Consider the following 26,092-nt stretch of genomic DNA (forward strand, 5'->3'; position numbering starts at 1 on the left):
TCAATCCTCTCTGATAAGTCCGGTCGCAGCCATCAACATGGCGATACGTACATCCACACCGTGGCCCTTTGCGCGCCAATCTGCAACGAATTGCGGCAGGTCACGCAAGTTTACGCGGTGCACCGTGATGTCTTCACTGGCGGTTCCGCCACCCTCGCTCACTTTCGTAAGACCATGCGCGCGCAACAGAGTGAAACTTTCAGAGACCATGCCGGGGCTGGAGTAAAACTCGCCCAGATTCTCCATGCGTTCCGCGCGATAACCGGTTTCCTCTTCCAACTCGCGCTTGGCAGCGTCTTCGGCCAATTCGCCTGCTTTGCCTTCGTCGTCTCCGATCAGGCCAGCTGGGATTTCCAGGCATATCTTGCCTAGCGGTACGCGATACTGCTCGACCAAGATCACGTGGCCGTCATCTATCGCGATGATCGCAGCGGCACGAATGCCTCGGGTGCGGGCAACATATTCCCAGCGGCCGCGGGTCTTGGTGGTGATGAATTTGCCCTGCCACTCGATGTTTTCGGGCTTGCTCGCGTCTGTATCGCTCATGGAGCGGGGTCTTAAACTTCAATCAATCGATCAGGCAACTCGTTCTGGTCATCTTCATCGCGCTTTTTGAGCTGATCACTTCCCATTAAGCTGAATGCGCCTATATAGGGCGCGTCGGTTTCGGCCGACTATGACGATAAATTGCGGCGTGCAATAGGCACAACGGACCCGGGGGCAGTACCCGGCGGCTCCACCATAAAGCCCTGAAATCAGGGTGTTCTGACGGGGCCGAACTAGGATCGACGTGTGTTGAAAAGCGTTGTTTTCGTCCGGGTTGAGAAACCCCGTTAAAGGCTCATTACACACAAGTGCCAATGATAATGAAGCACTCGCAGTTGCAGCGTAATTTTAAGGCCTAACGGTCTGAATTTACAAAGCTAAAGCGCGGTTGGACCCACCGGGCAACAGAAGCGGATTCCGGGGGCCCGGGGGGGCCTAGCAACAGAACCCCCCACCTGTTCCCATTACCATTCCAACTCTCGGCCTCTTCATGGCCTTGCCAAGTTTTGCAAACTGCTCCAGTTTCATTTCGGGATTGATGGCGCTGAGCTGTGTTCAAGCGCCGGGAGAGGATCACAATGAAGAAGCTATTTGCCGTCACGGCGTTGTCATTCGCGCTTGCTGCATGTTCTGCTCAGGAATCTGCCGATGAAATGCCGCTGGGCGACCCGGGCTATGAAGAAGTGCTTATGGCGCAACTGCTTGATGCGCAGCCGGGCGATGTCATCACGATCCCCGAAGGCAAATTTCCGATAACGCGCAGCCTCAGCCTGACGGTCGACGGCGTGACCATTCGCGGTGCCGGCATGGATAAGTCGATCCTGTCATTCAAAGGGCAGGTATCTGGCGCGGAAGGGCTGCTCGTTACCGCGTCCGACTTTAAAATCGAAGGGCTGGCGATCGAAGACACCATCGGAGATGCGCTGAAAATCAGTGAAGGCAACAACATTACGATCCGCGGTGTGCGCACTGAATGGACTGATGGCTACAAGACCGAAAACGGCGCTTACGGCATTTATCCCGTGCAGACGACCAATGTGCTGATGGAAGACAATGTCGCAATCGGCGCGTCAGACGCAGGCATCTATGTCGGACAGTCCGCCAATGTCATCGTGCGCCGCAACCGCGCGGAATGGAACGTCGCCGGGATTGAGATCGAAAATACTGTCGATGCCGATGTCTACGAAAATGTCGCGACTAATAACACCGGCGGTATCCTGGTGTTCAACATGCCCAACCTGCCCCAGCTGGGAGAGCGCACCCGCGTGTTCAACAATCGGGTGGTGGACAACAACACAGAGAACTTCGGCCATGAAGGCACCCCAGTGGCCAGTGTGCCTGCTGGCTCTGGCATCGTCATCACCTCCAACGACAAGGTTGAAGTGTTCGATAACGAAATCAGGAATAACCAGACCGCCAATATCATCATCTCAAGTGTCTTTTCGACCAATTATTCCGGCCTCAGCGCTCAGCCGAACTACGATCCATATCCTGAAGGCATCTACATCTACGGCAACACGCTGGAAGGCGGGGGCGATTCGCCTGACGGGCTCGATCTCAAGGCTCTAAAGACCATGATGTTCGGCATTAACGGCAGCTTCCCTGACGTGCTGTGGGATGGCTTCGTCAATCCGGACAAGGTGGTGAATGGCAAACTGCCGGTGGATCAGCGGATCTGCATTGAGGATAGCAGCGTGGGAATCATCAATGTCGATGGCCCGAATGAATTCGCCAATCCCAATACCGAAGATGCCGATCACCGGTGCACACTGCCCAAGCTTCCTGCTGTCAAGTTAGAGAACGCTGACGCATGATCGAGACAATGCGTGCTGGATTGCTGGCAGCGGCGGCTGGCGCGGCTCTGGCGCTGTCTGCGTGCGGAGAGACCACGCAGGGCGGGCCGGAAGTAATTGCGTCGACTGTGCCGGTTTTCCACGCCGAGGGGCGACCTGAGAAGCTGAGCGAGTGGAACCTGTTGCGGGTTGCGGATGGCGGATTGGTACTGAACGACCGCGTGACCGCTTATGATCTTAATTCCTCACTCTTCACCGACTACACACACAAGTTGCGCACGGTGTGGCTGCCCGCTGGCGAGGCGGCGAAATACGATGGCGAAGAGACATTCGACTTCCCGGTTGGCACGGTCATCTCGAAGACGTTCTATTACCCGCGCGAAGGCGACGCGGTTCTGCTGGCGGATGACACGACTGCCAAGCGTTTGAACAGCGGCTTTGCGCTGGCCGATGTGCGGCTGATCGAAACGCGTTTGCTCGTCCGGCGAGAGGCAGGGTGGGAAGCGCTGCCCTATGTCTGGAATGCGGAGCAAACAGACGCGGTGCTCAAGCGCACCGGCGACGCGCAGACGTTGACGCTAACCAGCGGAGACGGTTCTTCGAGCGAGTTTACATACATCGTGCCCAACGCGAACCAGTGTGCCGGTTGTCATGCGACCAATGCGACGACGCGCGAAGTGATGCCGATTGGCCCCAAGGCTCGGCATCTCAACCGCGATTTTTCTTATGCGGAAGGTGCGGAAAACCAGCTGGCTGAATGGAGCAGGCTAGGCCTGCTGTCCGGCGCGCCGGAACCGGGCGAAGCGCCGCGAAACGCGGTTTGGAGCGATGCGAGTCTGTCATTGGAGAGCCGCGCGCGCGCCTATCTCGATATCAATTGCGCACATTGCCATAATCGCGTGGGTCCGGCGGACACATCAGGCCTGCTGCTGGAGCATGATGCGCCGGTCGGCCCTTCGTTGGGCCTGTGCAAACTGCCGATTGCAGCAGGGAAGGGCACAGGCGGGCGTCTGTTCGGGATTGTGCCGGGCAAGGCCGATCAATCGATCTTCACTTACCGGATGGAATCGACCGACCCTTCGATCATGATGCCCGAACTGGGGCGTTCCCTATCGCATGCAGAGGGCACGCAACTGATTGCAGAGTGGATCGCGGCGATGGATGGCAGCTGCGCTTAGGCGCTATTCGTGTACAGAGGTTTCTGCCGCTTCGGCTGCGCGCTTTTCCTGCTCGTATGTGATCGCATCGAGGATCTTCGCGCCGCCCAGGAACACCGCGCCGGCAGTGGCTGCCCACAACAGATAACCGCCAAAACCGGGATATTCGAGCGTGTAATGCACGCCGCGAGTCATTGCGCCAAGGGCCAACGCATAGATGATCAGATACGCTTCCCAGCGCGTCTTGATCACAAACAGCCGGCCAATCTTGCGCAGCATGCGGTTCCTTTCGCCTTCCAACCGCAGACAGCGACTGGTGAATGAAAGGTTATCCTATGCGAAGCGTCTCTGGTGTAAAGTGCGTTAACCCAGTTCGGTAAGGTTAAGCGCTTCCAGAAGTGCATAACGTGCCGATCTGACACTGTTTTTCAGGGCTTCATTGCCCAGATCGGCGGGATCGATCTGTTCCGGCCAATTCGCCGCGATCACCGACTCGATCAAATCGGCCTTGGCCTCGTTGATCAGAAAGCGCGGGTCGACCGTCGCTGGATCGCATACAACGCGCAGGCGCAAACACGCGGGTCCGCCGCCATTGGCCATTGATTGGCGGACATCGACAGGGATCACTTCACGGATCGGGCCATTGCCGGCCATCATCTGCTCGCACCAGCGCCAGACGCTCGCGCTTTCGCGGCATTCCTCCGGCACGATCAGCGCCATCCCGCCGTCTGGCAGCGTCAGCAATTGCGCGTTGAAGAGGTAAGTCTTGATCGCATCTGCCAGGCTCACCGCGCTATCAGGCACTTCCACCACTTGTAGTGCGGGAAAGGCCGCGCGCATGGCGTCATAGGCGCCTTGACGATCTGCAAAGGCGAGTTCATGTGCGAAAACCACGGTCTCATTGGCGACCGCCACCACATCATTGTGGAATGCACCTGCTTCCATGGCTGCCGGGTTCTGTTCGATGAAAACGGCGCGCGTGGGATCTAGTCCATGCAAGCGCGCAACCGCGCGGCTGGCCTGTTCATGCTGGCGCGCCGGGAATTTGCCGCCTTGCTTGCCATACACGAACACTTCGACACCCGCTTCGCCATGTTTCTCGCACAAGCGCATATGGTTGGCAGCGCCTTCATCACCGAACGTCGGCGGCACGGCATCGTGCACTGTGAAATGGTCTGCATTGCCAAATGCAATGTCTAGCATAGCCTTGGTGTCCGGCCATTCCTGGCCGCGATGGAGCATTGTCACAAGGTTTGCCGGGGTGAGGTGGCATTTGCCATCAGCGGTGTCGGCAGCCGGACTGACGGTGGCCGCATTGGCGGTCCACATGCTGCTTGCGGACCACGCAGCAGCGAGCAGAGCGCGCTCGGCGGTCTCGTCAACAGCCAGCGAATGCAGCAGACTGTCATTGGGGCGGGGCAGGGGCAGCAGGAAACCCTGCACGCCAAGGCGGGCCAGATTGCCGCGCATTTTCTCCACGCCTTGCAGCGCCGCCGCGCGCGGATAGGACGGGTCGCCCTTGTGGCTCGCGCTGGCGATATTGCCTAGACTTAGTCCGGCATAATTGTGTGAAGGGCCAACAATCCCGTCAAAATTGATCTCGGTTACGCTCACCGCGCCACGCTCCAGACCTGATCACCAGCCTTAACGTCCAATACATCTGCGGCTTGCGCGTCGATAGAGATCGTTCCGTCTTGGTTTAGCGCCCGCGCGCCATAACAGGCACGGAAAGTGCTGAGCCTGCCGGTGGCCAGAATCGCGCGTTCGCCTTGCTCGAGGTTGATGCCTGCGATCTGTCGCTGCACGCTTTCCTTGACACTCTTGATGTCGTCAGTGCGGGCAATCATGCTTGGTCCGCCGTCAAAAATGTCGACGTAGTTTTCGTAGCGAAAGCCTTCATTCTCCAGCATCCGCATGGCGGCGCGTCCGGTGGGATGCGGCACGCCGATCACGCTGCGCGCGTCATCGTTCAGCATGGCAATATAGACCGGATGCTTGGGCATCAGATCGGCGATAAACTGATTGCCATTGATCGCATTGAAATAGTCTGCGTCCTGAAAGCTCATGCCGAAGAAGCGGCCTGCCACGCCATCCCAGAAGGGCGAGCCGCCGCGTTCATCAATAATCCCGCGCAGTTCCGCCAGAGTACGGTCGCCAAACCGGCTGCGATGCATTGCAATGAACAGATAGCGGCTGCGCGCGAGCAGCAGGCCCAGCCCACCGGCGCGCTCATTCGGATGCAGGAACAGCCCGCCGACTTCGCTAGAGCCTTCAAGGTCTGTTACCAAGCTCAGCAATTCAGCGCGAACCGTGCGGTCCAACTCCTGCGAATATTGAGTCAGGGTATTCAGGCGATAGGAATAGAACGGCCATTGTTGGCCCACTTGTGTCATCAATTGGCACGTGCCGCGGATTGCACCTGTTTGGGCGTTCTCCAATACCAGCACAAACTGTTCATCAGCGATTTCATCACCATCATTCGCGAAGGCTTCGCTCGCGCGTTCCAGTTTTGCGCCCAGTGCTGCCCGATCAGGCGGCAGGTTGGTGAACCCGCCCCCGGTCAGCTTTGCCATCTCGTAAAGCGGCTCCAGGTCGGCGGCGCGCGCGGCGCGCAGGCGGAAAGTCAATGCAGCTCTCCGTTCGCAATGCGAGTGATGACCAGAGCAGAGAGCGCTGCACGCTCTGCCAAGCTTGGCACTATCAGAAATTCTTCCGGGCTGTGGATTGCCCCTCCGCGCACACCCATAGTATCGACCACTGGCACGCCGCAAGCCGCGATATTGTTGCCATCGCACACCCCGCCGGTGGATTGCCACTTGATGTCTTGGCCCAGCTCTGCGCCGCATGCCTTGACGAGATCGAAAAGAGCTTGCGCGCGGTCATCAACCGGCTTGGGCGGTCTGGTGACGCCACCATGGCGATGGATGCCCACTTCGTGCTCTGCTTCGACCTGCCTCAGGACATCGGCCAGATTGTGGTCAAAGCCCTCCATCGCTTCGGTTGACTTTGGGCGAATATTGAAGCGCAGCACTGCGTGGTCCGGCACCACATTGTTCGCCGCGCCGCCTTCCAGTTTTGCAGGATTGATCGTGATATCATCGCGCTCCATTGCTTTAAGGCGCAGGATCAGGTCAGCTGCGGCGACGACAGCATTGCGGCCTTCATGCGGATTGCGGCCTGCATGCGCGCTTTTGCCGGTGAAAGTGATCGAATAATTGCCTGTGCCGCCACGCGCATGGGCCAGTGTGCCATCGGGCAATGCGGCTGGCTCATAGGTAAGCGCCGCGAGTTTGCCTTGCGCCAATTCTGCGATAAGATCGCGTGACGCAAGCGAGCCGGTTTCCTCGTCTGAATTGATCAACACATCATAACCCAACGATCCGATCGCGCCGCTGGCCTCCGCCGCTATAAGGGCATGCAGCATGACGGCGATCCCGCCCTTCATGTCCGCCACGCCTGGCCCGTTCAAAGTATCATCATCAAGCCAGGTCTGGTTCTGGAATGAATGATCGGCCGGAAAGACTGTGTCCATGTGGCCAGTGAAGAGAATGCGGCGATTGGCCTTAGCGCGCACGCGCAACACCAGATGTTTGCCATGTGGCTTTTCAAACTCGCGTCCAGCAGAATCGATAGCTGTGACCTGTGCAGGCTCAACCAGCTCGACATCACCGGGCAGCGCTGAAAAGGCTTCCGCCAGAACGCTTGCCTGCTGCGCCAGCCCTTCCAGATTGGCAGTGCCGGTGTTGATCGCGCACCAGCTTTGCACCTGTTTCAGCATGGCAGCTGAATCGATCCGCTCCATCACAGCGGCGGCATTGGATGATAGATTTTCTTGCATTGCCCGCTGTTCTAGCCGTGTCGTAACGTCAGACCAAGTCGTGTGTTGATTGCGCGTGAAAGTACGGTTGCAAAGGCACAAGGCTTTGGCCATAGCGGCCCTCGCTCCTCCCCGGGTACAATTCAAATGACTGCCTGCCGCGCAAAGCGGTGGCTCTATCTGTACGAGGGCGTGAAGTGAGCGAATTTGTGAACCGTGCCGGGATTAGGATCGATTCCCGTCTGGCGACTTTCCTTGAAACCGAAGTGCTGACGCCGCTTGAGCGCGATGCTGGCGCGTTTTGGCAGGGATTTGCGGATTTGCTGGGCGTATTTGCCCCGCGCAATGCAGCACTGCTTGCCAAGCGCGAAGATCTGCAAGCCAAGATCGATGCATGGCATTCTGAACGCCGCGGCAAGCCACTTGATCAAGACGAATATCAAGCCTTTCTGCGCGAGATCGGATACCTCGTTCCGGAACCAGACGATTTCACTATTGGCAGCCAGAACGTTGATGCGGAGATCGCAACTATGGCCGGGCCGCAGCTGGTGGTTCCGATCCTCAATGCGCGCTTCTTGCTAAACGCTGCCAATGCGCGCTGGGGCAGCCTGTATGATGCATTCTATGGCACAGACGCGCTGGACGCAACTCCTGCGCAACCTGGGGGGTATGATCAGGCACGCGGTGACGCAGTGATTGCACGCGGTCGCGAATTTCTCGATTCCGCATTGCCGCTCGTGGACCAGAGTTGGGCAGATCTGGCGGACGAAAATGACGGAAAATTGCAGGATGAAAGTCAGTATGTCGGCAAGACAGAACGTGGCTTGCTCTTCCAGAACAATGGTTTGCACATCGAAATTGTGTTCGATCCTATACATCCGGTCGGCCAGACGGATAAAGCTGGCATTGCGGACATCATCATCGAAAGCGCGCTCACAGCAATTGCCGATTGCGAGGATTCTGTCGCGGCGGTCGATGCTGAGGACAAGCTGCTCGCCTACACCAATTGGCTGGGCGTGATCCGCGGCGATCTGCAGGAAAGCTTTGACAAGGGCGGCCGCACGCTGACCCGCCAACTGTCTGATGACAAGTCATACACAGACCGGGGTGGGAAAAGCCAAAGCCTGCACGGGCGCAGCTTGCTGTTTGTGCGCAATGTCGGCCATTTGATGACGAATCCGGCGATCCTGTTGGCCGATGGCGGCGAAGTGCCCGAAGGCATTATGGATGCGGTCTTCACGAGTGCGATCAGCACACTGGATGTTGAAGGTCACGCGAAATACGGCAACTCGAAACACGGCAGCATCTACATTGTGAAGCCCAAGATGCACGGGCCGGAAGAATGCGCCTTCACCAATGACCTGTTCAATGCGGTCGAGGATCTGCTCGGCCTGCCGCGTCACACGGTGAAGGTTGGCGTCATGGACGAAGAGCGCCGCACCAGCGCGAATCTTGGCGCCTGTATCCACGCAGTGAAAGACCGCGTGGTATTCATCAACACCGGCTTCCTTGATCGCACAGGCGATGAAATCCAAACCTCGATGCAAGCGGGCCCGATGATGCGCAAGGGGGAGATCAAGGGCTCCAAATGGCTCGCCGCTTATGAAAAGCGCAATGTTGCGATCGGCCTCAAACATGGCCTTTCCGGGCGCGCGCAGATCGGCAAAGGCATGTGGCCTGCGCCTGATTTGATGAAGCAGATGATGACGGAGAAGATCGGTCATCTGAAAGCAGGCGCGAACACCGCCTGGGTTCCATCGCCCACCGCCGCCACCCTGCATGCGCTGCACTATCACGCCTGTGATGTGTTTGCAGAGCAAGCGCATGTCACAGATGTTCCGCCTCTCGATGATTTGCTCACTATTCCGCTGGCCGAGGGCACCAACTGGTCTGAAGACGAGCTCCGCGAGGAACTGGATAACAATGCCCAAGGGCTATTGGGTTATGTCGTGCGCTGGGTGGATGCAGGCGTTGGCTGCTCGAAAGTGCCGGACATCAATGATGTTGGCCTGATGGAAGATCGCGCAACCTTGCGCATCAGCTCTCAGCATATGGCGAACTGGCTGTTGCACGGTGTGGTGACAAAGGATCAGGTGATGGACAGTCTGCGCCGTATGGCGGCCAAGGTCGACGCGCAGAACGCAGGCGATCCATTCTACGAGCCGATGGTAGGCAATGAAGATGCCCCAGCGTTTCGCGCGGCCTGCGATCTGGTGTTCAAAGGGGTGGAGCAGCCGTCTGGCTATACCGAACCGCTCTTGCATCAGTGGCGGCTGGTCAAGAAGGCTAGCTGAGTTCGCGGGCGAGTTCGACGAATTCGTCGACACTCAATGTCTCCGCGCGGCGAGTTGGATCGATCCCGATTTTTTCCAAGGCTTCTAGCGCGCCCGGCACACCCTTCAAACTCTGACGCAGCATCTTGCGGCGTTGGCCAAAGGCGGCCTCGGTCAAACGTTCCAGCGTGCGGGAACTCACACCCTCTGGTGCGTTGACCGGCGTCACATGAACAATTGCGCTCATCACTTTGGGTGGCGGTGTGAAGGCGCTGCGGTGCACTTTCATCGCCAGTTTGGCCTTACTGCGCCATTGTGCCAGCACAGCAAGTCGCCCGTAAGCACCTCCGCCTTCCTTGGCGACAATCCGCTGCGCGACCTCTTGCTGGAACATCAGTGTGAGCGAAACCCATTGCGGCGGCCAAGTTTCTCCACCGAGCCACCTTACGCATAACGCCGTACCCACATTGTAGGGCAGGTTTGCCACCACGTGGAAAGGCTCTCCGCCCATCAAATGGCCATGGTCGATCTTCATGGCATCGCCTTCAATCACGGAAAGCTGATCGGGAAATGCGTCGCTGAGTTCGGCCAGCGCAGGCAAGCATCGGCTGTCCATCTCGATCGCGGTCACGCGCGCGCCAGCCTTCAGCAAGGCGCGGGTCAGACCGCCAGGGCCGGGACCAATTTCCAGCACAGGCTGGCCGTGCAAATCCCCCGGAATGGCGGCTATCCGGTCCAGCAATTGCGCATCGAACAGAAAATTCTGCCCCAGCGCCTTGGATGCGCTGAGCCCGTGCCGGGCGATAACTTCACGAAGGGGAGGAAGCTCAGCCATGGGCGTAGCGCCGCGCAGCCATTTCGCCGGCCATGCGGATCGCGGCGATCATTGCACCCGGATCAGCGATGCCTTTGCCAGCGATGTCAAAAGCGGTTCCGTGATCGGGCGATGTGCGGATAATCGGCAGGCCCAGCGTGACGTTCACGCCTTCGTCAAATTCCAACGCTTTCAAAGGGATCAGCGCTTGATCGTGATACATACACAGCGCGGCATCATATCCTGACCGGGCGCGCGGTGTGAACATCGCATCGGCGGAATGCGGCCCGGTTACATTGAGCCCTTCGCTCTGCAACGCAGCGATGGCTGGTGCGATCGTCCCAATCTCTTCGCGGCCAAATTTTCCACCTTCACCAGCATGCGGGTTTAGCCCGGTGACGGCGATGCGGGGGTTTTCGATGCCAAAGTCGAGCTTCAATGCGGCGGCGACAATGCGGCCGCGTGTGGCGATTAGGTCGGTCGAGATCAGGCTCGGAACATCAGCCAGCGGGCAGTGGACTGTCAGCGGGACTGTACGCAGGTTTGGCCCGGCCATCATCATAACGGAGGTATTCTCTGGCAATCCGCAAGCTGCCGCGAGAAACTCGGTCTGCCCGGGATGTTGGAAGCCCACTTCTTCGAGCAGCTTCTTGGCGATCGGAGCGGTCACAACAGCGCTTGCCATGCCGCTCACGGCCAGCTGCGTGGCTTGCTCCAGTGAAGTGAGCGCGAGCTTTGCGCCTGCAGTGTTGGGGACGCCGGGGTGATAGGCGACATCCTTGTCACCAAGCACCGGCAGCGCGGTATCAAAGACGTTACTAGCCTGTGAAAGCGAGCTGATTTGAGTGATCGGACAATCGACACCAAGCGTTTCTGCAGCAGCGCGCAATACTCCGCTACCGCCAACAACGGCGAATGGCTTCAAACCCATTTCTGCCCGTTGGCGCCACGCATGCACGATGATTTCAGGCCCAATGCCCGATGGATCACCGAGTGATATCGCTAGAGGAAGATGTTCGCCTGTGCTGCTCAATTGTAGTCGATGTACGCGTCATTGCGCAGATCGCGCAGGTAACGCTGTGCGCGTTTGTTAACCCGTTCATCTTCGAGCTGGTTCATCATGTCGTCAAAGCTTGGCCCGCCAACCACTTCGGGATCGTCACGACCGCACAGCATCAGAACCCGCACGCCTTCCTCGATAGAACCGAATGGAGGTGTGGGCTGACCAACTTGAAGATTGAGCACGATGTTCTGCAGCTGCTCCGGCAGCGAACGCGCCCGGATCTGGTCATTGGTTACAACACTTGCTCCTAGCGAACCTGCAACCGCATCCGCATCACCGCATCCGCGCATGTTCTGAACACCGGTCGAGAATGCCTGGACTTGCTGTGCTGCCAGTTCCTCAGTGATTCCCGGCTCGAAACTGATCGAAATTTGCTTCAGGCTCAGCACCGCATCGCGCGGATCAGCCATCAGCACCTGACGCTTGTCGACCAGATATACAATCCAGAAGCCGCCCGGAATTTCGACGGGGCCGACCAATTGGCCCGGCTGCATTTCGTTTACGATCGCTTCGAGTTGGGTCGAGCGCAACTGCGCAAGGCGAAGCCAGCCGAGATCGCCGCCAGTGGCCGCTGTCGATGCCTGCGAGAACTGACGCGCGTAGCCTTGGAAACTACCGCCCTGGCGGAGTTGCTGCATGATCTGCTGACCATTTTCGAGCACTGCGTTGCGATTTTCAGGCGTTGCAGCAAGGAAGATCTCAGCAAGGCGAAATTCTTCGGTTCCGCGCGATTCTTCCATCCGTTTGAGAAGCTCGTTCACTTCCTCCTCGGACACGTTCACAAACGGTGCAATGTTGCGGCGAAGCAGGTTCGACCAAGCCAATTCGCCTTCGATCTGGCGTTTGAGCGAAGCTGGTGACGAACCAATCGAAATCAGATATTCGTCCATCGCGCCGGCTTCCTGGCCGAAGTTTTGTACCGCCAAGGTATTGTAGCGGTCGGTGACTTCCGCCTGTGTCACTTCGATCTCTTGCGATCGTGCTGCTTGAATCTGCAGCGTTTCATCGATCAGATTACGCAAGACCTGCATGCGCAGACGCGCGAGGTCTTCCTCGGACAACTGGTTGTTGGAAGCGGAAATCACCAAAGCAACACGTTGATCGATGTCCGTACCGGTAATGACATGGCCATTTACAATCGCAGTTGCGGTTCGGACATTGGGGTTAGCTTCGCCGAGCAGCGAAATATCAGCTGGAATGCCCAATGGGTCGTCCAAGGTTTGGGCAGATGCAGAAGCCGGCAAAAATGCCAAGGCTGCAAGTGAAACAAGACAGTTTTTCAATATATTACGTGTCACTTAGTCAATCCATTTGCGGGCGACATCTTCACCCCGTCTATTCACGCCAATTGGCAAAAACTGGCTGAACCCTAGCTGAGCCGGATTGGCCCCGCTCTGTTCATGCGGCAGATAACCGCTTTCAGCGCGCCTGCCAACGGTTGAAGCTGGGCTATCGGGACTTATCGCAAGCCAAAATTGCGCAATGCAAACGTCAGCTGAAATGTGTCGCCGCGTTCCGCGTCGCCCGCAGTCACGTAATCGCGCCGCCATGTGAAGCCGAATTCCAGGCATTCATCGCGGTAGGCGATGCCCAACCTTGAGCGGATCGGTTCGAAACCATCGCTTGAGAAAGTTGGATCTTCATTGCGGTCTGTCAGGTTGACGATGCCCGATCCAAAGATGGACCAATGCCGCGCGAACGCGACCCGGGCCGCGGCACGTAATTCTTCGCGGTCCTGCAAATCCTCAAAGTCCTCGATATCGCGGTTCAATCGCAGATAGCCCACTTCGACATAAGTGCGTGAGTTGCCCACAGTCGCGTCGAATTCATTGCGGCGCACCTGGAAATTGTCTTTGTCGATGCGGAAACGGTGGGTCAGCTTGACTGTGTCTTTGAAGCGTAGCTCTGTACGCCCGACGAAGTCCGAGACGCGTTCCGACAATCCCGTACCATCGGGCAGAATCGCGCGCTGCGTGTCGAAGCGATAGGATTGACCGACTGTGGTTTTGATGCGCCAGCCGGGGCGCTGCAATTCCCAATCGAGACCATAAGTTAAGCGAACGCCATCTTCGACGCGGTCATAACCCGGGAAACGGTTGAGCGCGAAGAGATTGGAATCCTCCAGATCGATCGCGCGCGAGTCCTCATTGGGAATTTCAAGATTACGGATAGCAGGGCTTACGACCAGCTGAAGCCGGGGCTTGAATACTTGCGTTCCGCCAAAGGCTTCGCCGACGAATGGCCATTCAACGTCCACAGCACCGATCGCGATCGCGCGGCCTTCCCAGCCTTCATTGCCGCGATAGATTTCCGTGGTGGTGAAACCGTTCTCATCGCTGTGATAGACATCGCCACGCGCAAGTGCGCTGAATGTCACAACCTGACCAGGTCCTGTGAGTCGCCGCAGATCCCATCTCGCACCGGCGAACGCGCGCTGCGTGTCCTGGCCTTCGTCGCGCACGAGGCTCAGAGTATTGGCTTGAAGCTCAACTGTGCCGCCAAGCACCGGGTCGGCCATGCGATGACGGAAATCGATCGCGGGCAGCGCCATCGGCACCTGACCCTGGCGCGCATCCAAGCGCAATGTCTGAGTGTCCCATCCCGCTATCGAGAAATAGGTCTGATCATTCGTCCGCTCGATATTGAAAGTCGAACGCAATCGGTCATCCCGGCTGATGTCATAGCGGCGCAGGAATGTGCGGTCGCTCGCGAGGCGGATTGATCCGGTCAGGCTCCACTCTGGATCGAACTGGAATCTTCCGTTCGCAAACAGATAACCGCGCAAATCGCGCTCTGTCGTTGGATTGCCGGTAAAGGTTGAGATACGCCGACTATGCGTTCCATATCCGCTGATCTGATAGGCACCCTTCTTAGTCAGATGGCGCCATTCCGCTGACACCAGCGGGGTTGCCTGCGTGAAGAATCGCGTGCCGAGCGTCAGGTCCTTGTTGTCGGCAAGCCGCAGATAATATTCGCCGCTCACCTCCACGCCGTTCGATTCCGATATCCTTAGATCGGGAACCAGAAAACCGGAGATCGCGCTGCCGTCGGTCCGGAACGCCAAGCCCGGCATGGGTAGAATGCGTGCGCCGAACAATTCCAAAACGGCGCTGTCAAAGCTGACCGTGCTGTCTTCAGGATTGTAGATTATCCGTTTGGCCGTGATCCGCCAGCTGGGCGTTTTGTCGCAACCTTCCAGAGTGGTGACTGGACATGCCGTATATGCAGCATCGTTCAAGATGACATCGCCATCAGCTGCACGCTGTCCGCCACGCGCGGCCAATCTTCCGCCCGCCCTTAGAGAAACCAGCAATTCGTTGATCGCGCCAGCTTCGAAACGTTCGGTCAGCTCGAGCGAATCCGTAAACAGCTGATTGCCGCTTTCATCGACCAGGCGCACATTGCCCGAGGCGTAGATTGTGCCGCTCTGACGGTCCCAGCGGATATTGTTGGCACGAACAGATTGGTCTTCGCTCGAAAGCAGCACATTGCCACTGGCAGTTATGACCTCGCCGTCATTCTCGTTGTCGTAATCGAGATTGTCCGCTTCAAATGCGATGATCCGACCGTCTGTAACCGGCGGCAATGCCTCTGGATCAAGCTCGGTGACTTGTTCTTCGAGCGGCTTCAGCGCGTCGGGAGCGATGCCCGCTTCATCCTGCGCGAGCGCCGGCTGTACGCCCATGAACAAAGCCAGCGCGGCGGGCACCGCACTAAGCGAGAATTTGAGACGTGAGTGGGCAGGCAGGTAATGCTGCAAAGGCAGGGACATGGCTTGCCTATCGCACCGCTCGCGCCTAATCGCAATCGCGATTGGCCATACCGTTCCACAACGGTGTTTAACTGGCCGTAGACTAACATGCATTCAATCGTTCCGGAGCCTTCATGCAGATCAAATTCTCAGACACTTCACCCGCTAATCCCGGCCTTATTGCTTACGTCGTCAATCAAGGCAGCATGCCGGCGGCAGTTGAACCTGTGCTGTCTAACGGAGCGAAAGCGGCGCGTTTCAAGGGGCGCGGCGGCCAGTTTTTCGAAGGCTTCGTTGAACGTTGCGATCACACGGTTCGCGTGGCAATCGCGGGGGCAGGGGATACAGGCGCAGACGCGACCAAACGCGAAGAGGCGTTGGAAAAAGCAGGTGCAGCTCTGGCGGCCAAATATCTGACCTCGGGTGAGAGCGAGATTGTGCTGGACCTGAGCGAAGCGGGCCTGAACGCAGCGGAAACCGCATCTGTCTTGCTTGGCTTGCGTCTGCGCAGCTGGCGGCATGATGCGTATCGCACGAAGCTGAAGGATGAGCAGAAAGTCTCCCTGAAGAGCGCGATTGTGGTGGGTGCAAGTGAAGGCACCGAAGCTGCTTGGGATGTAGCAGCGGCCGTGGCCGAGGGTGTCGAATTCACTCGAGACTTGATAGCAGAACCTGCCAACAAGCTATATCCGGTCAGCTTCGTGGAGATGTGCCAGAAGCGTTTTGAAGGCACAGGCGCTGAGCTGACAGTGCTTGACGAAGACCAGATGGCAGAGCTCGGCATGGGTGCACTGCTCGGAGTAGGGCAGGGCAGCACTCAGCCTTCACGTATGCTTGCGATCAAATGGAATGGCGGCAAGGACGGCGATGCGCCGATCGCATTTGTCGGCAAAGGCGTAACATTCGACACCGGCGGCATTTCGTTGAAGCCGCCTGTCGGCATGTGGGATATGAAATGGGACATGGGCGGATCTGGGGCAGTGGCGGGCGCGATGCTCGCTCTGGTAAAGCGCAAAGCCAAAGCCAACATCGTCGGCGTGGTCGGGCTGGTCGAGAATATGCCGGATGGCAATGCGCAGCGCCCCGGGGACATTGTGACCTCGATGAGCGGACAGACGATCGAAGTGCTCAATACCGACGCTGAAGGGCGGCTTGTGTTGTGCGACGCGCTGACTTGGACGCAGCGCACCTTCAAGCCTTCGCGGATTGTCGACCTGGCGACCCTTACTGGCGCGATGATCATCGCACTGGGCAAGGAATATGGGGGTATGTTTGCCAACGATGATGATCTGGCCGGTGAACTGGCTACGGCGGGCAAGCAGGTTGGTGACAAATTGTGGCGCCTCCCGCTGGGCCCAGAATATGACAAGCTGATCAATTCGCCGATCTGCGACATGAAGAATATCGGCCCGCGCGAAGGCGGATCGATCACGGCGGCGCAATTCCTGCAGCGTTTCATCGAAAACGACACGCCTTGGGCGCACTTGGACATCGCCGGCATGGTTTTCTCTGACAAGGCGGGCCGCACGTGGGACAAGGGGGCAACCGGTTATGGCACGCGCTTGCTTGATGCGTTTATTCGCAACACGGCTGAGGGGTAAGCCAGCTTCTGATGGCCCGTATGCGCAAAAAGTCCGAGCTGCCCAGCAAGACTTGTGCGCATTGCGGGCTACCGTTCACCTGGCGCAAGAAGTGGGAACGTGACTGGGACAATGTGCTCTATTGTTCGGAGCGTTGCCGCAGGAGCAAGGGATCGACGGGATGAGCGCGAGAGTTGATTTCTACCAGCTCAGCCGTGACCCGGTAGAACAGGTCGCGGTCATGTTGGCCCGCAAGGTCTTGCAAGCGGGCAAGCGGCTGCTGATTGTCAGTGACAATCCCGGTCAGCGCGCAGCGATCGGCAAGGAATTGTGGCGCGGCGGGGGCGCAGAAGAATTCCTCGCCAATGGTCAGGCCGATGCAGCTCATGCAAACAATCAGCCAATCTTGCTATCGGACAGCATGGATGCGGCGAATGGCGCTAGCATGGTGATGTTCGTTGATGGGAAATGGCGCTCTGAAGCCCTGAAATTTGAGCGCGCGCTGCTGCTTTTTGATTCCGAAGCAACGGAGGCTGCACGCGGGTTGTGGCGAGAACTGGACGACGCCGAAAATGTTGAGCGCGAGATCCACAAGCAGGATGAGAACGGGCGTTGGCAGGCAGGGGCCGGAGCAGGGCGCTAGGCTCGCTAGGGCTTGCAGTTGACGCAACTCGGCGCTAGTGGCGCGCGCAATCAAAATTACCCCCAAATATTCGCAAGGAACACATGCCATGGCGGTTACCCGCACATTCTCGATCATCAAGCCGGACGCGACCAAGCGTAACCTGACCGGTGCGATCACAAAAATGCTCGAAGACGCGGGCCTGCGCGTTGTCGCATCGAAGCGCATTCACATGACCCGCGAGCAGGCCGAAGGCTTTTACGCGGTTCATAGCGAGCGTCCTTTCTTCGGTGAGCTGGTTGATTTCATGATGAGTGAGCCGGTTGTTGTTCAGGTCCTCGAAGGTGAAGACGCTGTGAAACGCAATCGCGACATCATGGGTGCGACTAATCCTGCTGAAGCCGCTGAAGGCACCATCCGCAAGGAACACGCACTGTCGATCGGCGAAAACTCGGTCCACGGTTCGGACAGCGAAGAGAATGCGAAGATCGAAATCGACTTCTTCTTCAAACCCGAAGAAATCGTCGGTTAAGCGCGCTTACAAGGCGTATTTGAAAAGGCCTCGCAGCAGAAATGCTGCGGGGCCTTTTCGATTCAGGGGCTTGAGCGCTGGATTCGCGCTGCAAGACACAATCAGCTATCCTGATTTGGGTCACCTGAATGATTCTGGGGGAGGGAATCATGGGCAGATTGCTGTTGATGTTGGTTTCACTGACATTTTATACCGCCGCCGTTGCGGCTCTACTTTTTCTGATCGGCTGGGTCGGCGCGTTCGATTTCATGCCGCTAACAGTCGACAAGGGACGCGAAGGTCCATTGGCTACTGCTCTGTTGGTCAATGTCGGCCTGATTGCACTTTTTGGCGTTCAACACACCGTAATGGCTCGCCCCACTTTCAAGGAAGCGTGGACAAAGGTAATTCCTGCGCCGGTCGAGCGCAGCTTTTACCTGCTTGCTACTGTTTTGGTATTGGGCGCACTATTTCATTACTGGCACCCGATCGAAGGAACCATCTGGTCGATCCAGAACGAAGCAGCGCGCACGGCAATCTGGGCTGTGTTCTGGCTTGGTTGGGCGATCCTGCTGCTGTCGACTTTCCTGCTCAATCATTTCGAATTGTTCGGATTGCAGCAGGCTTGGCACAATCTCACGGGAAAGAATGCATCGCCGCCGCAGATGCGTACGCCGCTGTTCTACAAGCTGGTGCGTCACCCTCTTTACACCGGCTTCTTCCTGGGGCTTTGGGCGACGCCTGACATGACATACAGTCATGCCTTCATGGCCGCCGGGTTCACGATCTACATCGTGATCGGGATTGCCTATGAGGAGCGAGATTTGCTGGATGTCTTTGGCCAGGAATATGCCGAGTATCGCAAGCGGGTCGGTGCGTTCCTGCCGGGGATCGGCAAAGTCCCCTAAACCGGTTTTCCTGATTTGAACCTTTGCAACTGGGCGGCGTGCGCTCTGTGCGCGCCGCTTTTGCTGCTCGTCATTTCCTTGAGCATTTTAGCGCTCGCCTGCGGCGTCAGCTCGATATCGAGTTCGCGATAGATGCGCGCAATCTCGTTTTCCCAATCGGCACCCAGCTCATCGAAATGGACATGCGCGACTGTGCCATTGAAATCTGCAAGCGCTGCCTGGACGCGCGAATGGCGCAGCTCCAGCTTGCGACGCCATTCGGCTTCGATCCACTCAAGGTCTACTTCGTCCGACTGGATCGCCATCTGATTGGCTACTACTGACATCGAACTGTGCAAGACATCCTCGTCATGACGGTTCGCCACCACCAACCGGGCATTGGGGAATTGTGCAAGCAGAGCCGGCAGTTCTTCGGCGATCTGTGGAACCTTCAACACGCGGGGCTTGTCGGCATTGCCGTGATGCGCGGCGTCGATGCGCAAAATTCTGGCAAATTCGCGATAAAGCGGTGAAGGGTCGCGTTCTTCGCAAAAACGCGTGAAGCTCGGCACATGCCATTGCGTGTCATAGGTACTGTGACCAAATGCGCTTGCAAGCCAGCCGAGTTCCTCTTCAGCGCGCCGTGAACCCATCGGGTGGAGCGCATCAATCCAAGGGTCGAGCTTTCGCGCTATGGCGAGCATCATCGCGCCCGATAGCGGACGCATATCAGGCCTTCGTGGCACCGGGTTCCAGCTGTCGCAAAACCGCGTGGCGCTGTGTGCCGGGTCAGCCGCCAGCAAGCGGTGAATACGCGTTGTCCCGCTGCGCATTTGGCCAATCACTATGATCGGCGGCGCCAGTTCAGTTTTCAGCAATTCAGGCTTGTTCGACCAAAGTTGCCCCAGACCCAGCCGCTGTTTGATTACCCGTACGATCTGACCATGCGCCATGGTTTTGCCAAGCGCATTGAGTTTGGATTCAGCAGATACGGCGCTGCACAAAGCAATCAACCGTTCGCGAAAATCGATCACGTCCTCTTGGCTTCGTCCGCCATGTTCAGCAGCGATTCTGGTGCCCTTGGCGGCGCGGCGCCACAGATCATTGGGATCAATAGAAGGTGGGGCCACACCCTTAGCCCATCCTAATTCCAGCGCGGCGCAGGCTTTGTCGACCAAGGGCGTCCGCGCCAATGGGTGCGGGCGCTCTGGAGGCAGCACACCCACGCTCAGGCGGTGACCCGGGCTGCCCGGGCTACATAGCTTGCCAGTGCGCGGGGGTAGAGCTGATACTCAGCCAGCTTGACCCGCTCGGCGAGCGTGTCAGGCGTGTCTTCGGGCAGAATGGTGACTTTTACCTGCTCAAGGATTGCGCCTGAATCGAGTTCCGGCGTCACCAGATGAACGGTCGCGCCGCCATGCCTGTCGCCAGCCTCAATCGCACGTGCATGCGTGTTTAGCCCTTTGTATTTGGGCAGCAGCGAAGGGTGGATATTGATTATGTTGCCCGTCCAGCGCGAGACAAACTCTTCGGACAGGATGCGCATGTATCCGGCCAGAACGATATAGTCCGCGTCCGCATCCTGCGCCGCGCGCTCCATCACCGCGTCGTGATCGGCGCGCTCCAAGCCTTTGTGCGAATGGGCAAAGGTCGCAATGCCTTCGGCTCTAGCCAACGAAAGCCCGTCTGCGCCTGGCCGGTTACTGGCGACCAGAACGACTTCATAGGGGCAATCTGGCAGCCTGCTGGCGTAAAGCAGCGCGGCCATATTAGTGCCGCTGCCGGAAATAAAAATGGCGACCTTTGCCTTAGGCAAGGTGCTTTGCTTCCCAGTCGGTCGTGGCCGACCATGTCCCTTGGCTGCCCTTGACGGTGCAGCCCCGATCGCCCGCTTCGATTGTGCCGATGGTGAAGGCATTCTCGCCTGCATCTGCCAGCCGGGTAAGGACAGCATCCTGATGATCCGGCGCAACCGCAAGCACCATTCCGGTGCCGCCATTGAAGGTACGCGCCATTTCCGCCGGTTCGATATTCCCCTGCGCTTGCAGGAAGGCCATCAGCCGGGGCTGCTCCCAGCTATCGGCATCGACCATCGCATGCGCGCCTTCGGGCAGAACGCGCGGGATGTTTTCAAGCAATCCGCCGCCGGTGATATGCGCCATTCCGTCGATCAACCCTTCGCGAACCAGCGGCAGCAGCGATGTGACATAGATTCGCGTTGGCTCGATCAGCGTATCAATCAGCAGTCGATCTGAATCGAACAGGGCAGGGCGATCCAGTTTCCATCCCTTGTCGGCAGCAAGGCGCCGCACCAGCGAATACCCGTTCGAATGCACGCCCGAGGAAGCAAGCCCGATCAACATATGGCCCGGCGCAACTTTCTCTCCGGTCAGCTGTTCGCCGCGTTCAACCGCGCCAACACAGAATCCAGCCAGATCATAATCACCTGCGGCATACATGCCGGGCATCTCAGCAGTTTCCCCGCCAATCAACGCGCATCCCGCTTGTTTGCAGCCTTCGGCGATGCCCGCAATCACGCGTTCCGCAACCCCATTTTCCAGCTTGCCGGTGGCAAAATAGTCCAGGAAGAACAGCGGTTCTGCGCCTTGCACGATCAGATCGTTGACGCACATGGCGACCAGATCGATCCCGACTGTGTCATGCCGGTCGTGATCGATCGCCAGCTTCAGCTTGGTGCCGACGCCATCGTTGCCCGCAACCAGTAGAGGGTCTTTATAGCCAGCCGCCTTGGGGTCGAAAAAGCCGCCAAATCCGCCGATTTCGCCATCCGCACCAGGGCGCATTGTCGCTTTCACCAGGGAACCGATCGCCTTGACCAAGCGGTTGCCGGCATCAATCGAGACGCCTGCGTCTTCGTAAGTATAGCTTTCGGGCGGTGTGTTATTGGCCATAATGTCCACCTCTTTAGCCTTTCGAGCTTGGAATTCCACTCGCCTTTGGGCAAAAGGCATCAGCTTTTCCCCTATGACTGTATCATCTGCCTTCATGCGCCTTACGCAACCGCTTCCAAGCCGCACAATTGTGGTTGCGATTCTCGGCGTAATCGCGCTTGTCGCGGGCCTTGCTGCGCTGACAGCACAGATCACCGGGGATCGCGGAATTGCGCCGGTCGCGTCGAGCAGTGACATCGATGTGACAGGAATTGAGGTCGACGTGCGCGGTGACACCGCTGAAGAGGCGCGCGCAGCCGGCTGGCGCAAGGCTCAGCGCGATGCTTGGGCGAAGATTGGTGGGCCGAACCTACCGGATTCGCAGATTGACGGTATGGTCTCGGCCATCGTGATCGAGCGGGAACTCATCGGGCCGCGCCGCTACCGTGCCAGCCTCGGCGTTATTTTTGATCGCAATCGCGCAGGCCAGTACCTTGGCGGTGGTTCACGTGGTCGGTCGTCTGCACCGATGCTCTTGCTGCCGGTGACTGCGAGTGCGGGCACCTACACCATGTATGAAGTTCGCAATCCGTGGCAGCGGGCCTGGGCGGAATTCAATCCGGGCACCAGCCGCATCAACTATGTTCGCCCTGCTGGCGCCGGTGGAGACTTGCTGCTGCTCAACCATGGGCAGAGCATGCGCCGCAGCCGAACCTGGTGGCGCGTGATCCTCGATCAATTTGCAGCCGCCGATGTGCTCGTGCCGGTCGCGCGGCTTGAGTATTCTTACCCGGGCGGGCCCGTAGAGGGGACGTTCACTGCGCGCTACGGCCCGGATAACCGCTATCTCGACAGTTTTACCATGGACGCGGGATCGCCGGCGGAACTGCCCGAAATGCTATCTGAAGCAGTGTCACGTATGGACAGCATTTTCGAAGCGGCTTTGGCCGCAGGTGTATTGCGGCCAGACCCGACTTTGAACATCAGTACGACGGCTGAGATGGATCCCGCTTTGGCACGGCTGATCGAAATCGGGCGAGCGATCCAAAGCCGAGAAGCGGCCATTACAGCCGGAGAGCTGGATCCGACAGCTCCCGCAGTCGCGCCGAACGCGACCGAACCCGCAATCGTCAGTTCCTATGTCGTCCAATTTGCCAGCCCCGATGCGGCCTCGATCGACGCGACATTGGCTGCGGTGCGCAGTGTGCCCGGCGTTCGCGGAGCGGCAACAACCAGCCTCGCGTTTGGAGGCACTTCGGTCATGCGTGTCAGCTTTGGCGGATCGCTTGATGCATTGGCGCAGGGCCTGCGAGAGCGCGGCTATAATGTGACGCAAGGCGCAGACGCGCTCGCAATCAGTCGATAGGTTCGAAAGAGCCCCACCATGCCGTCACAGATTGCGCTTCCATTATCACTTTCCGGTTCAGGCGACCCTTCTCGCATAGTGATTGGGAACGCCAATAAGGCGGCCTATGAAGCGCTATTGAAGCCCGAGCGCTGGCCCTTCAACACGGCGGTCCTCACCGGACCTGAACGTTCCGGAAAAAGCCTGTTCGGCAAATGGGCGCTGGGGCAGGGCATAGCGGTAGTCGATGGTGCTGACGCCTGGGATGAAGCGGAACTTTTCCACCGTTGGAACCGCGCGCAGGAATCGGGTGAGCCGCTTCTATTGATTTCAAATCGCCAGCCGTGGGACATCACATTGCCCGATTTGAAATCCCGCCTGAGTGGTTCGTTGCAGCTTGAGATTGGTGTGCCGGATGACGATATGGCGGCGCATCTGATCGAAGCGATCGCTGTTCAGCGCGGGCTTGCACTGGCTGATGGAGCTGTCGATTATCTGGTTCCACGGGCGGAGCGCAGCTTCGCGGGAATTGAGCGACTCGTGGTTGCAATTGATCGTTTGAGCCTTGAACGCAAAGCCCCTGCCACCATGTCGCTGTGGCGGGACGCATTAGAAGCCACACGGGGCCCAGAGCAGGCACGCTTGCTTTAAAGGCTGTTTGGTGGGAGTATTTGAATATGTTCGACCGGCTCAAAGGCTATCTGGACTCAGTCAAGGCGCGCGATCCGTCACCGCGTTCGCGTTGGGAAATCCTTTTTTATCCAGGTGTTTGGGCGCTGGGGCTCCACCGCGTCGCGCATTGGTTGTACGAAGCCAAGCTTTATTTTCTAGCGCGGTTCGTGAACCATTTTTCGCGATTTCTGACAGCAATCGATATTCACCCCGGGGCGGAAATCGGGAAGAATTTCTTTATCGATCACGGTTTCACGGTGGTTGGAGAAACAGCGCAAATCGGTGACAATGTCACGATCTACCAGAATGTGACATTAGGTGGGACAAACCCGACCAACGGCGTGGGGGGCAAGCGCCATCCCACCATCGGGGACAATGTCATCATCGGTTCGGGCGCGCAAATCATCGGTCCGATCACCTTGGGTGAGCGTGCACGCGTCGGTGCAAATGCAGTTGTTGTGGAAGATGTCCCTGCGGGAGCAACCATGGTGGGGTTCAAGGCACGCTCGACCCTGATCCCGGCCGAGGAATGGATGCGCGAGTTTATTCCTTATGGCATTACGCCGGAATGCGAAGATGCTGAAGGCAATCGCATCGATTGCATCGAAAAGCTGGAAGTTGAATTGAAAGTCCTGAAAGCAGAGATCGAAGCATTGAAGGCCGAACACGAGCTCAATGTGCCCCCACAACGCAGCGGGACTGACGATTGATGAATTCTCGTATGCGTTCGGGGATTCCTGGATCAGTCGTCGCGTTTCCCGGACGTGCTCCAAACCAGATTGCATTTGACCGCGAAGAATTACAGCGCATTCTCGATCTCTATGGCCGAATGGTCGCGGCCGGTGAATGGCGTGACTATGCGATGGATTTCACCAAGGACGTAGCGGTGTTTGCGGCCTTTCGGCGCACAGCCGAGCAACCTCAAACACGGATCGAGAAACGCCCTGCCTTGCGCGGCAAACAAGGCATGTGGGCGCTGTTTGGCGAACAAGGCCAGGTATTAAAGCGCGGGCACGAGCTGGCCGGCGTGCTGGCGCCGATCGAACGGCGGCTGGTGAAGGCAATCGATATCTAAGCCTTAAGGAAAAAGGGCCCGCGCCTAGGCACGAGCCCTTTCCGGTCCAACTCGAAGTTATGGAGTATTACGTTGCCGCTGCTGTTATCGGCAGACGGGCCTGAAGATCCTGCGGCAGAGGCTGGACAACGGCCCAGCGGATCGGAGTCCAGAACGCCGACAGTGTGAGCAGGGCAGAGCCGATTACCAGCGCAGTCAGCGCAACATTCAGCTCTACAGCGAGAATTATCCGCGTGCGCTGGACGGTGCGGCGTCTGCGCCAAGCACTTTCTGCATCGCTTTCAGGATATTACCGCTCTGTTCGCTGCCCGATTGCGGGGCAGTGAGGTTCGAGAATTCGCTGATCTTGTCCCAGTTCGCGGCAAAGCCTTCGACTGTGCGGTCTTCTTCCTTGAGCCAAACCGCATCATTCATAACGGTCCAGCTGCTGTGATAGCCGCCTGCGCCCGCGCCAACGATTGCGTTGGTGGGCGAATCTTCGCTGACCAGGAACAGCGCAGCAGGAACAACGTTGACCGGATCGAACAGCTTGAATGCTTCTTCCGGGAAAAGGTCTTCCGTCATGCGTGTACCCGCAACCGGCGACAGCGTGTTCACGCGAATGTTGTACTTCGCGCCTTCAAGCTGAAGCGTCTTGGTGAGGCCAGCCAGACCCAGTTTCGCTGCGCCATAGTTAGCCTGGCCAAAGTTGCCGAACAGGCCGGTCGACGATGCTGTCATCAAGATACGGCCATAGGCTTGCTCACGGAAGGTTTCCCAGCATGCCTTGGTGACGAACGCTGAGCCGGTCAGGTGTACCTTCAACACAAACTCAAAATCTTCCGGGCTCATCTTTGCGAAGGTCTTATCGCGAAGCACACCGGCATTGTTGATCAAGACATGCACGCCGCCCCATTTCTGTTTGGCGTCGGCGACCATCTTTTCCATCTGTTCGTATTCAGTGACAGAACCGCCGTTCGACATGGCTTCGCCGCCCATGGCCTCGATTTCCTCGACCACTTTCAGCGCCATGTCCGAATGGCCTGTGCCATCCCGCGAACCGCCAAGGTCATTCACCACGACCTTCGCACCGCGACGTGCCAGTTCCAGCGCATACTCACGGCCCAGACCGCCGCCAGCGCCGGTTACAATGGCTACTTTGTCCTTGAAGTTGATGCTCATGGGGGATCCTCTCCTGCTTATCCGGCCGCCTCAGGCCTTCCGTTTACGTAATATGCGGCCTGCGTGGCACTTTCTTTGCTGCGTTGCAACAGGCGGTTGCAGCGAGGCTGTATTCCGTAGCGGCAATCGTGCGT

25 protein-coding genes and 1 other RNA gene are annotated in these 26,092 nt (G+C 58.0%); 13 read left to right on the forward strand and 13 right to left on the reverse strand.

Features of this window, described 5'->3' with window-relative positions:
* Entirely contained in the window at nt 1-546 is a 546-nt protein-coding gene (locus QQX03_RS04890) for an NUDIX hydrolase (protein WP_285976747.1), read from the reverse strand.
* A 75-nt stretch (nt 547-621) separates the two neighbouring features.
* On the opposite strand from QQX03_RS04890, the gene ssrA reads away from it, so the two are divergent.
* From ssrA to QQX03_RS04905, 3 genes are all read left to right on the forward strand, one after another.
* Nucleotides 622-965, forward strand: a transfer-messenger RNA (tmRNA) gene (gene ssrA / locus QQX03_RS04895).
* Between the two features lie 159 nt (nt 966-1,124).
* Nucleotides 1,125-2,360, forward strand: a complete 1,236-nt coding sequence (locus tag QQX03_RS04900) for a parallel beta-helix domain-containing protein (RefSeq protein WP_285976748.1) — start codon at nt 1,125-1,127, stop codon at nt 2,358-2,360.
* Nucleotides 2,357-3,517 carry an SO2930 family diheme c-type cytochrome gene (locus QQX03_RS04905; protein ID WP_285976749.1) on the forward strand — a complete coding sequence of 387 codons (1,161 nt, stop codon included), beginning with the start codon at nt 2,357-2,359 and terminating at the stop codon, nt 3,515-3,517. Before QQX03_RS04900 ends, QQX03_RS04905 begins: the two co-directional genes overlap by 4 nt.
* Before the next feature lie 3 nt (nt 3,518-3,520).
* Here the strand turns inward: QQX03_RS04905 and QQX03_RS04910 are convergent, their stop codons facing one another.
* The 4 genes from QQX03_RS04910 to QQX03_RS04925 form a co-directional block, all read right to left on the reverse strand.
* Entirely contained in the window at nt 3,521-3,775 is a 255-nt protein-coding gene (locus tag QQX03_RS04910) for a hypothetical protein (RefSeq protein WP_285976750.1), read from the reverse strand.
* Between the two features lie 84 nt (nt 3,776-3,859).
* A complete protein-coding gene (locus tag QQX03_RS04915) occupies nt 3,860-5,110 on the reverse strand; it encodes an N-succinylarginine dihydrolase (protein WP_285976751.1) in 1,251 nt (416 codons plus the stop codon).
* Entirely contained in the window at nt 5,107-6,123 is a 1,017-nt protein-coding gene (locus QQX03_RS04920) for an arginine N-succinyltransferase (protein ID WP_285976752.1), read from the reverse strand. The genes QQX03_RS04915 and QQX03_RS04920 overlap by 4 nt, the downstream gene beginning before the upstream one ends.
* Entirely contained in the window at nt 6,120-7,274 is a 1,155-nt protein-coding gene (locus QQX03_RS04925) for a hydrolase (RefSeq protein ID WP_432762845.1), read from the reverse strand. The genes QQX03_RS04920 and QQX03_RS04925 overlap by 4 nt, the downstream gene beginning before the upstream one ends.
* A 236-nt stretch (nt 7,275-7,510) precedes the next feature.
* Between QQX03_RS04925 and QQX03_RS04930 the strand changes: the two genes are divergently transcribed.
* Nucleotides 7,511-9,607: a malate synthase G gene (locus tag QQX03_RS04930; RefSeq protein ID WP_285976753.1), complete on the forward strand. Its 2,097-nt coding sequence runs from the start codon at nt 7,511-7,513 to the stop codon at nt 9,605-9,607.
* Here QQX03_RS04930 and rsmA read toward each other — a convergent pair.
* The 4 genes from rsmA to QQX03_RS04950 form a co-directional block, all read right to left on the reverse strand.
* Nucleotides 9,600-10,421 (reverse strand): 16S rRNA (adenine(1518)-N(6)/adenine(1519)-N(6))-dimethyltransferase RsmA, encoded by an 822-nt coding sequence (gene rsmA, locus QQX03_RS04935; RefSeq protein ID WP_285976754.1) that lies wholly within the window; start codon nt 10,419-10,421, stop codon nt 9,600-9,602. The genes QQX03_RS04930 and rsmA overlap by 8 nt on opposite strands.
* Nucleotides 10,414-11,433, reverse strand: coding sequence for a 4-hydroxythreonine-4-phosphate dehydrogenase PdxA (pdxA, locus tag QQX03_RS04940; protein ID WP_285976755.1), 1,020 nt, complete (start codon nt 11,431-11,433; stop codon nt 10,414-10,416). The genes rsmA and pdxA overlap by 8 nt, the downstream gene beginning before the upstream one ends.
* Nucleotides 11,430-12,680 carry a peptidylprolyl isomerase gene (locus QQX03_RS04945; protein ID WP_432762834.1) on the reverse strand — a complete coding sequence of 417 codons (1,251 nt, stop codon included), beginning with the start codon at nt 12,678-12,680 and terminating at the stop codon, nt 11,430-11,432. The genes pdxA and QQX03_RS04945 overlap by 4 nt, the downstream gene beginning before the upstream one ends.
* Before the next feature lie 242 nt (nt 12,681-12,922).
* On the reverse strand, nt 12,923-15,235 hold the full coding sequence (locus QQX03_RS04950; RefSeq protein ID WP_285976757.1) for an LPS-assembly protein LptD: 2,313 nt from the start codon (nt 15,233-15,235) through the stop codon (nt 12,923-12,925).
* A 113-nt stretch (nt 15,236-15,348) separates the two neighbouring features.
* On the opposite strand from QQX03_RS04950, the gene QQX03_RS04955 reads away from it, so the two are divergent.
* The 5 genes from QQX03_RS04955 (at nt 15,349) to mddA (ending at nt 18,835) form a co-directional block, all read left to right on the forward strand.
* Nucleotides 15,349-16,815, forward strand: a complete 1,467-nt coding sequence (locus QQX03_RS04955) for a leucyl aminopeptidase (RefSeq protein ID WP_285976758.1) — start codon at nt 15,349-15,351, stop codon at nt 16,813-16,815.
* 11 nt (nt 16,816-16,826) lie between these two features.
* On the forward strand, nt 16,827-16,979 hold the full coding sequence (locus tag QQX03_RS04960; protein ID WP_285976759.1) for a DUF2256 domain-containing protein: 153 nt from the start codon (nt 16,827-16,829) through the stop codon (nt 16,977-16,979).
* Entirely contained in the window at nt 16,976-17,437 is a 462-nt protein-coding gene (locus QQX03_RS04965) for a DNA polymerase III subunit chi (RefSeq protein ID WP_285976760.1), read from the forward strand. The genes QQX03_RS04960 and QQX03_RS04965 overlap by 4 nt, the downstream gene beginning before the upstream one ends.
* 88 nt (nt 17,438-17,525) lie before the next feature.
* The gene (gene ndk, locus QQX03_RS04970) at nt 17,526-17,948 is read left to right on the forward strand and encodes a nucleoside-diphosphate kinase (protein WP_285976761.1); all 423 of its coding nucleotides are present in this window, start codon (nt 17,526-17,528) and stop codon (nt 17,946-17,948) included.
* Between the two features lie 149 nt (nt 17,949-18,097).
* Nucleotides 18,098-18,835: a methanethiol S-methyltransferase gene (gene mddA, locus QQX03_RS04975; RefSeq protein WP_285976762.1), complete on the forward strand. Its 738-nt coding sequence runs from the start codon at nt 18,098-18,100 to the stop codon at nt 18,833-18,835.
* Here mddA and QQX03_RS04980 read toward each other — a convergent pair.
* From QQX03_RS04980 to purM, 3 genes are all read right to left on the reverse strand, one after another.
* A complete protein-coding gene (locus QQX03_RS04980; RefSeq protein ID WP_285976763.1) occupies nt 18,832-19,944 on the reverse strand; it encodes a sulfotransferase family protein in 1,113 nt (370 codons plus the stop codon). The two genes, mddA and QQX03_RS04980, sit on opposite strands and share 4 nt — an antisense overlap.
* 98 nt (nt 19,945-20,042) lie before the next feature.
* The gene (purN, locus tag QQX03_RS04985; protein ID WP_349665853.1) at nt 20,043-20,630 is read right to left on the reverse strand and encodes a phosphoribosylglycinamide formyltransferase; all 588 of its coding nucleotides are present in this window, start codon (nt 20,628-20,630) and stop codon (nt 20,043-20,045) included.
* Entirely contained in the window at nt 20,623-21,726 is a 1,104-nt protein-coding gene (purM, locus tag QQX03_RS04990) for a phosphoribosylformylglycinamidine cyclo-ligase (RefSeq protein ID WP_285976764.1), read from the reverse strand. Before purM ends, purN begins: the two co-directional genes overlap by 8 nt.
* A gap of 73 nt (nt 21,727-21,799) precedes the next feature.
* Here purM and QQX03_RS04995 point away from each other — a divergent pair, with 73 nt between their 5' ends.
* From QQX03_RS04995 to QQX03_RS05010, 4 genes are read left to right on the forward strand one after another with little or no spacing between them, the layout of a single operon-like run.
* Entirely contained in the window at nt 21,800-23,071 is a 1,272-nt protein-coding gene (locus QQX03_RS04995) for a heavy-metal-associated domain-containing protein (RefSeq protein WP_285976765.1), read from the forward strand.
* Between the two features lie 18 nt (nt 23,072-23,089).
* Complete coding sequence (locus QQX03_RS05000; RefSeq protein WP_285976766.1) at nt 23,090-23,701, forward strand: P-loop NTPase family protein; 612 nt, start codon at nt 23,090-23,092, stop codon at nt 23,699-23,701.
* A 26-nt stretch (nt 23,702-23,727) separates the two neighbouring features.
* Nucleotides 23,728-24,432, forward strand: coding sequence for a serine O-acetyltransferase EpsC (epsC, locus tag QQX03_RS05005; RefSeq protein ID WP_285976767.1), 705 nt, complete (start codon nt 23,728-23,730; stop codon nt 24,430-24,432).
* Nucleotides 24,432-24,797 (forward strand): DUF2794 domain-containing protein, encoded by a 366-nt coding sequence (locus QQX03_RS05010; RefSeq protein WP_285976768.1) that lies wholly within the window; start codon nt 24,432-24,434, stop codon nt 24,795-24,797. Before epsC ends, QQX03_RS05010 begins: the two co-directional genes overlap by 1 nt.
* 225 nt (nt 24,798-25,022) lie before the next feature.
* On the opposite strand, the gene QQX03_RS05015 is transcribed toward QQX03_RS05010, so the two are convergent.
* Nucleotides 25,023-25,958, reverse strand: coding sequence for an SDR family NAD(P)-dependent oxidoreductase (locus QQX03_RS05015; RefSeq protein ID WP_285976769.1), 936 nt, complete (start codon nt 25,956-25,958; stop codon nt 25,023-25,025).
* Nucleotides 25,959-26,092: the final 134 nt, after the last annotated feature.

This window comes from Altererythrobacter rubellus (genome assembly GCF_030284385.1).
Classification (GTDB): domain Bacteria; phylum Pseudomonadota; class Alphaproteobacteria; order Sphingomonadales; family Sphingomonadaceae; genus Erythrobacter; species Erythrobacter rubellus.

What these genes read in the sequence shown, in the direction of transcription:
- mddA (WP_285976762.1), top strand. Translation starts at nt 18,098, where the DNA reads ATGGGCAGATTGCTGTTGATGTTGGTTTCACTGACATTTTATACCGCC.
- QQX03_RS04905 (WP_285976749.1), top strand. Translation starts at nt 2,357, where the DNA reads ATGATCGAGACAATGCGTGCTGGATTGCTGGCAGCGGCGGCTGGCGCG.
- QQX03_RS04995 (WP_285976765.1), top strand. Translation starts at nt 21,800, where the DNA reads ATGACTGTATCATCTGCCTTCATGCGCCTTACGCAACCGCTTCCAAGC.
- rsmA (WP_285976754.1), bottom strand. Translation starts at nt 10,421, where the DNA reads ATGGCTGAGCTTCCTCCCCTTCGTGAAGTTATCGCCCGGCACGGGCTC.
- QQX03_RS04910 (WP_285976750.1), bottom strand. Translation starts at nt 3,775, where the DNA reads ATGCTGCGCAAGATTGGCCGGCTGTTTGTGATCAAGACGCGCTGGGAA.
- QQX03_RS05015 (WP_285976769.1), bottom strand. Translation starts at nt 25,958, where the DNA reads ATGAGCATCAACTTCAAGGACAAAGTAGCCATTGTAACCGGCGCTGGC.
- QQX03_RS04960 (WP_285976759.1), top strand. Translation starts at nt 16,827, where the DNA reads ATGGCCCGTATGCGCAAAAAGTCCGAGCTGCCCAGCAAGACTTGTGCG.
- QQX03_RS04925 (WP_432762845.1), bottom strand. Translation starts at nt 7,274, where the DNA reads ATGCTGAAACAGGTGCAAAGCTGGTGCGCGATCAACACCGGCACTGCC.
- QQX03_RS04900 (WP_285976748.1), top strand. Translation starts at nt 1,125, where the DNA reads ATGAAGAAGCTATTTGCCGTCACGGCGTTGTCATTCGCGCTTGCTGCA.
- QQX03_RS04955 (WP_285976758.1), top strand. Translation starts at nt 15,349, where the DNA reads ATGCAGATCAAATTCTCAGACACTTCACCCGCTAATCCCGGCCTTATT.
- QQX03_RS04950 (WP_285976757.1), bottom strand. Translation starts at nt 15,235, where the DNA reads ATGTCCCTGCCTTTGCAGCATTACCTGCCTGCCCACTCACGTCTCAAA.
- ndk (WP_285976761.1), top strand. Translation starts at nt 17,526, where the DNA reads ATGGCGGTTACCCGCACATTCTCGATCATCAAGCCGGACGCGACCAAG.
- QQX03_RS05000 (WP_285976766.1), top strand. Translation starts at nt 23,090, where the DNA reads ATGCCGTCACAGATTGCGCTTCCATTATCACTTTCCGGTTCAGGCGAC.
- QQX03_RS04965 (WP_285976760.1), top strand. Translation starts at nt 16,976, where the DNA reads ATGAGCGCGAGAGTTGATTTCTACCAGCTCAGCCGTGACCCGGTAGAA.
- purM (WP_285976764.1), bottom strand. Translation starts at nt 21,726, where the DNA reads ATGGCCAATAACACACCGCCCGAAAGCTATACTTACGAAGACGCAGGC.
- QQX03_RS05010 (WP_285976768.1), top strand. Translation starts at nt 24,432, where the DNA reads ATGAATTCTCGTATGCGTTCGGGGATTCCTGGATCAGTCGTCGCGTTT.
- QQX03_RS04890 (WP_285976747.1), bottom strand. Translation starts at nt 546, where the DNA reads ATGAGCGATACAGACGCGAGCAAGCCCGAAAACATCGAGTGGCAGGGC.
- epsC (WP_285976767.1), top strand. Translation starts at nt 23,728, where the DNA reads ATGTTCGACCGGCTCAAAGGCTATCTGGACTCAGTCAAGGCGCGCGAT.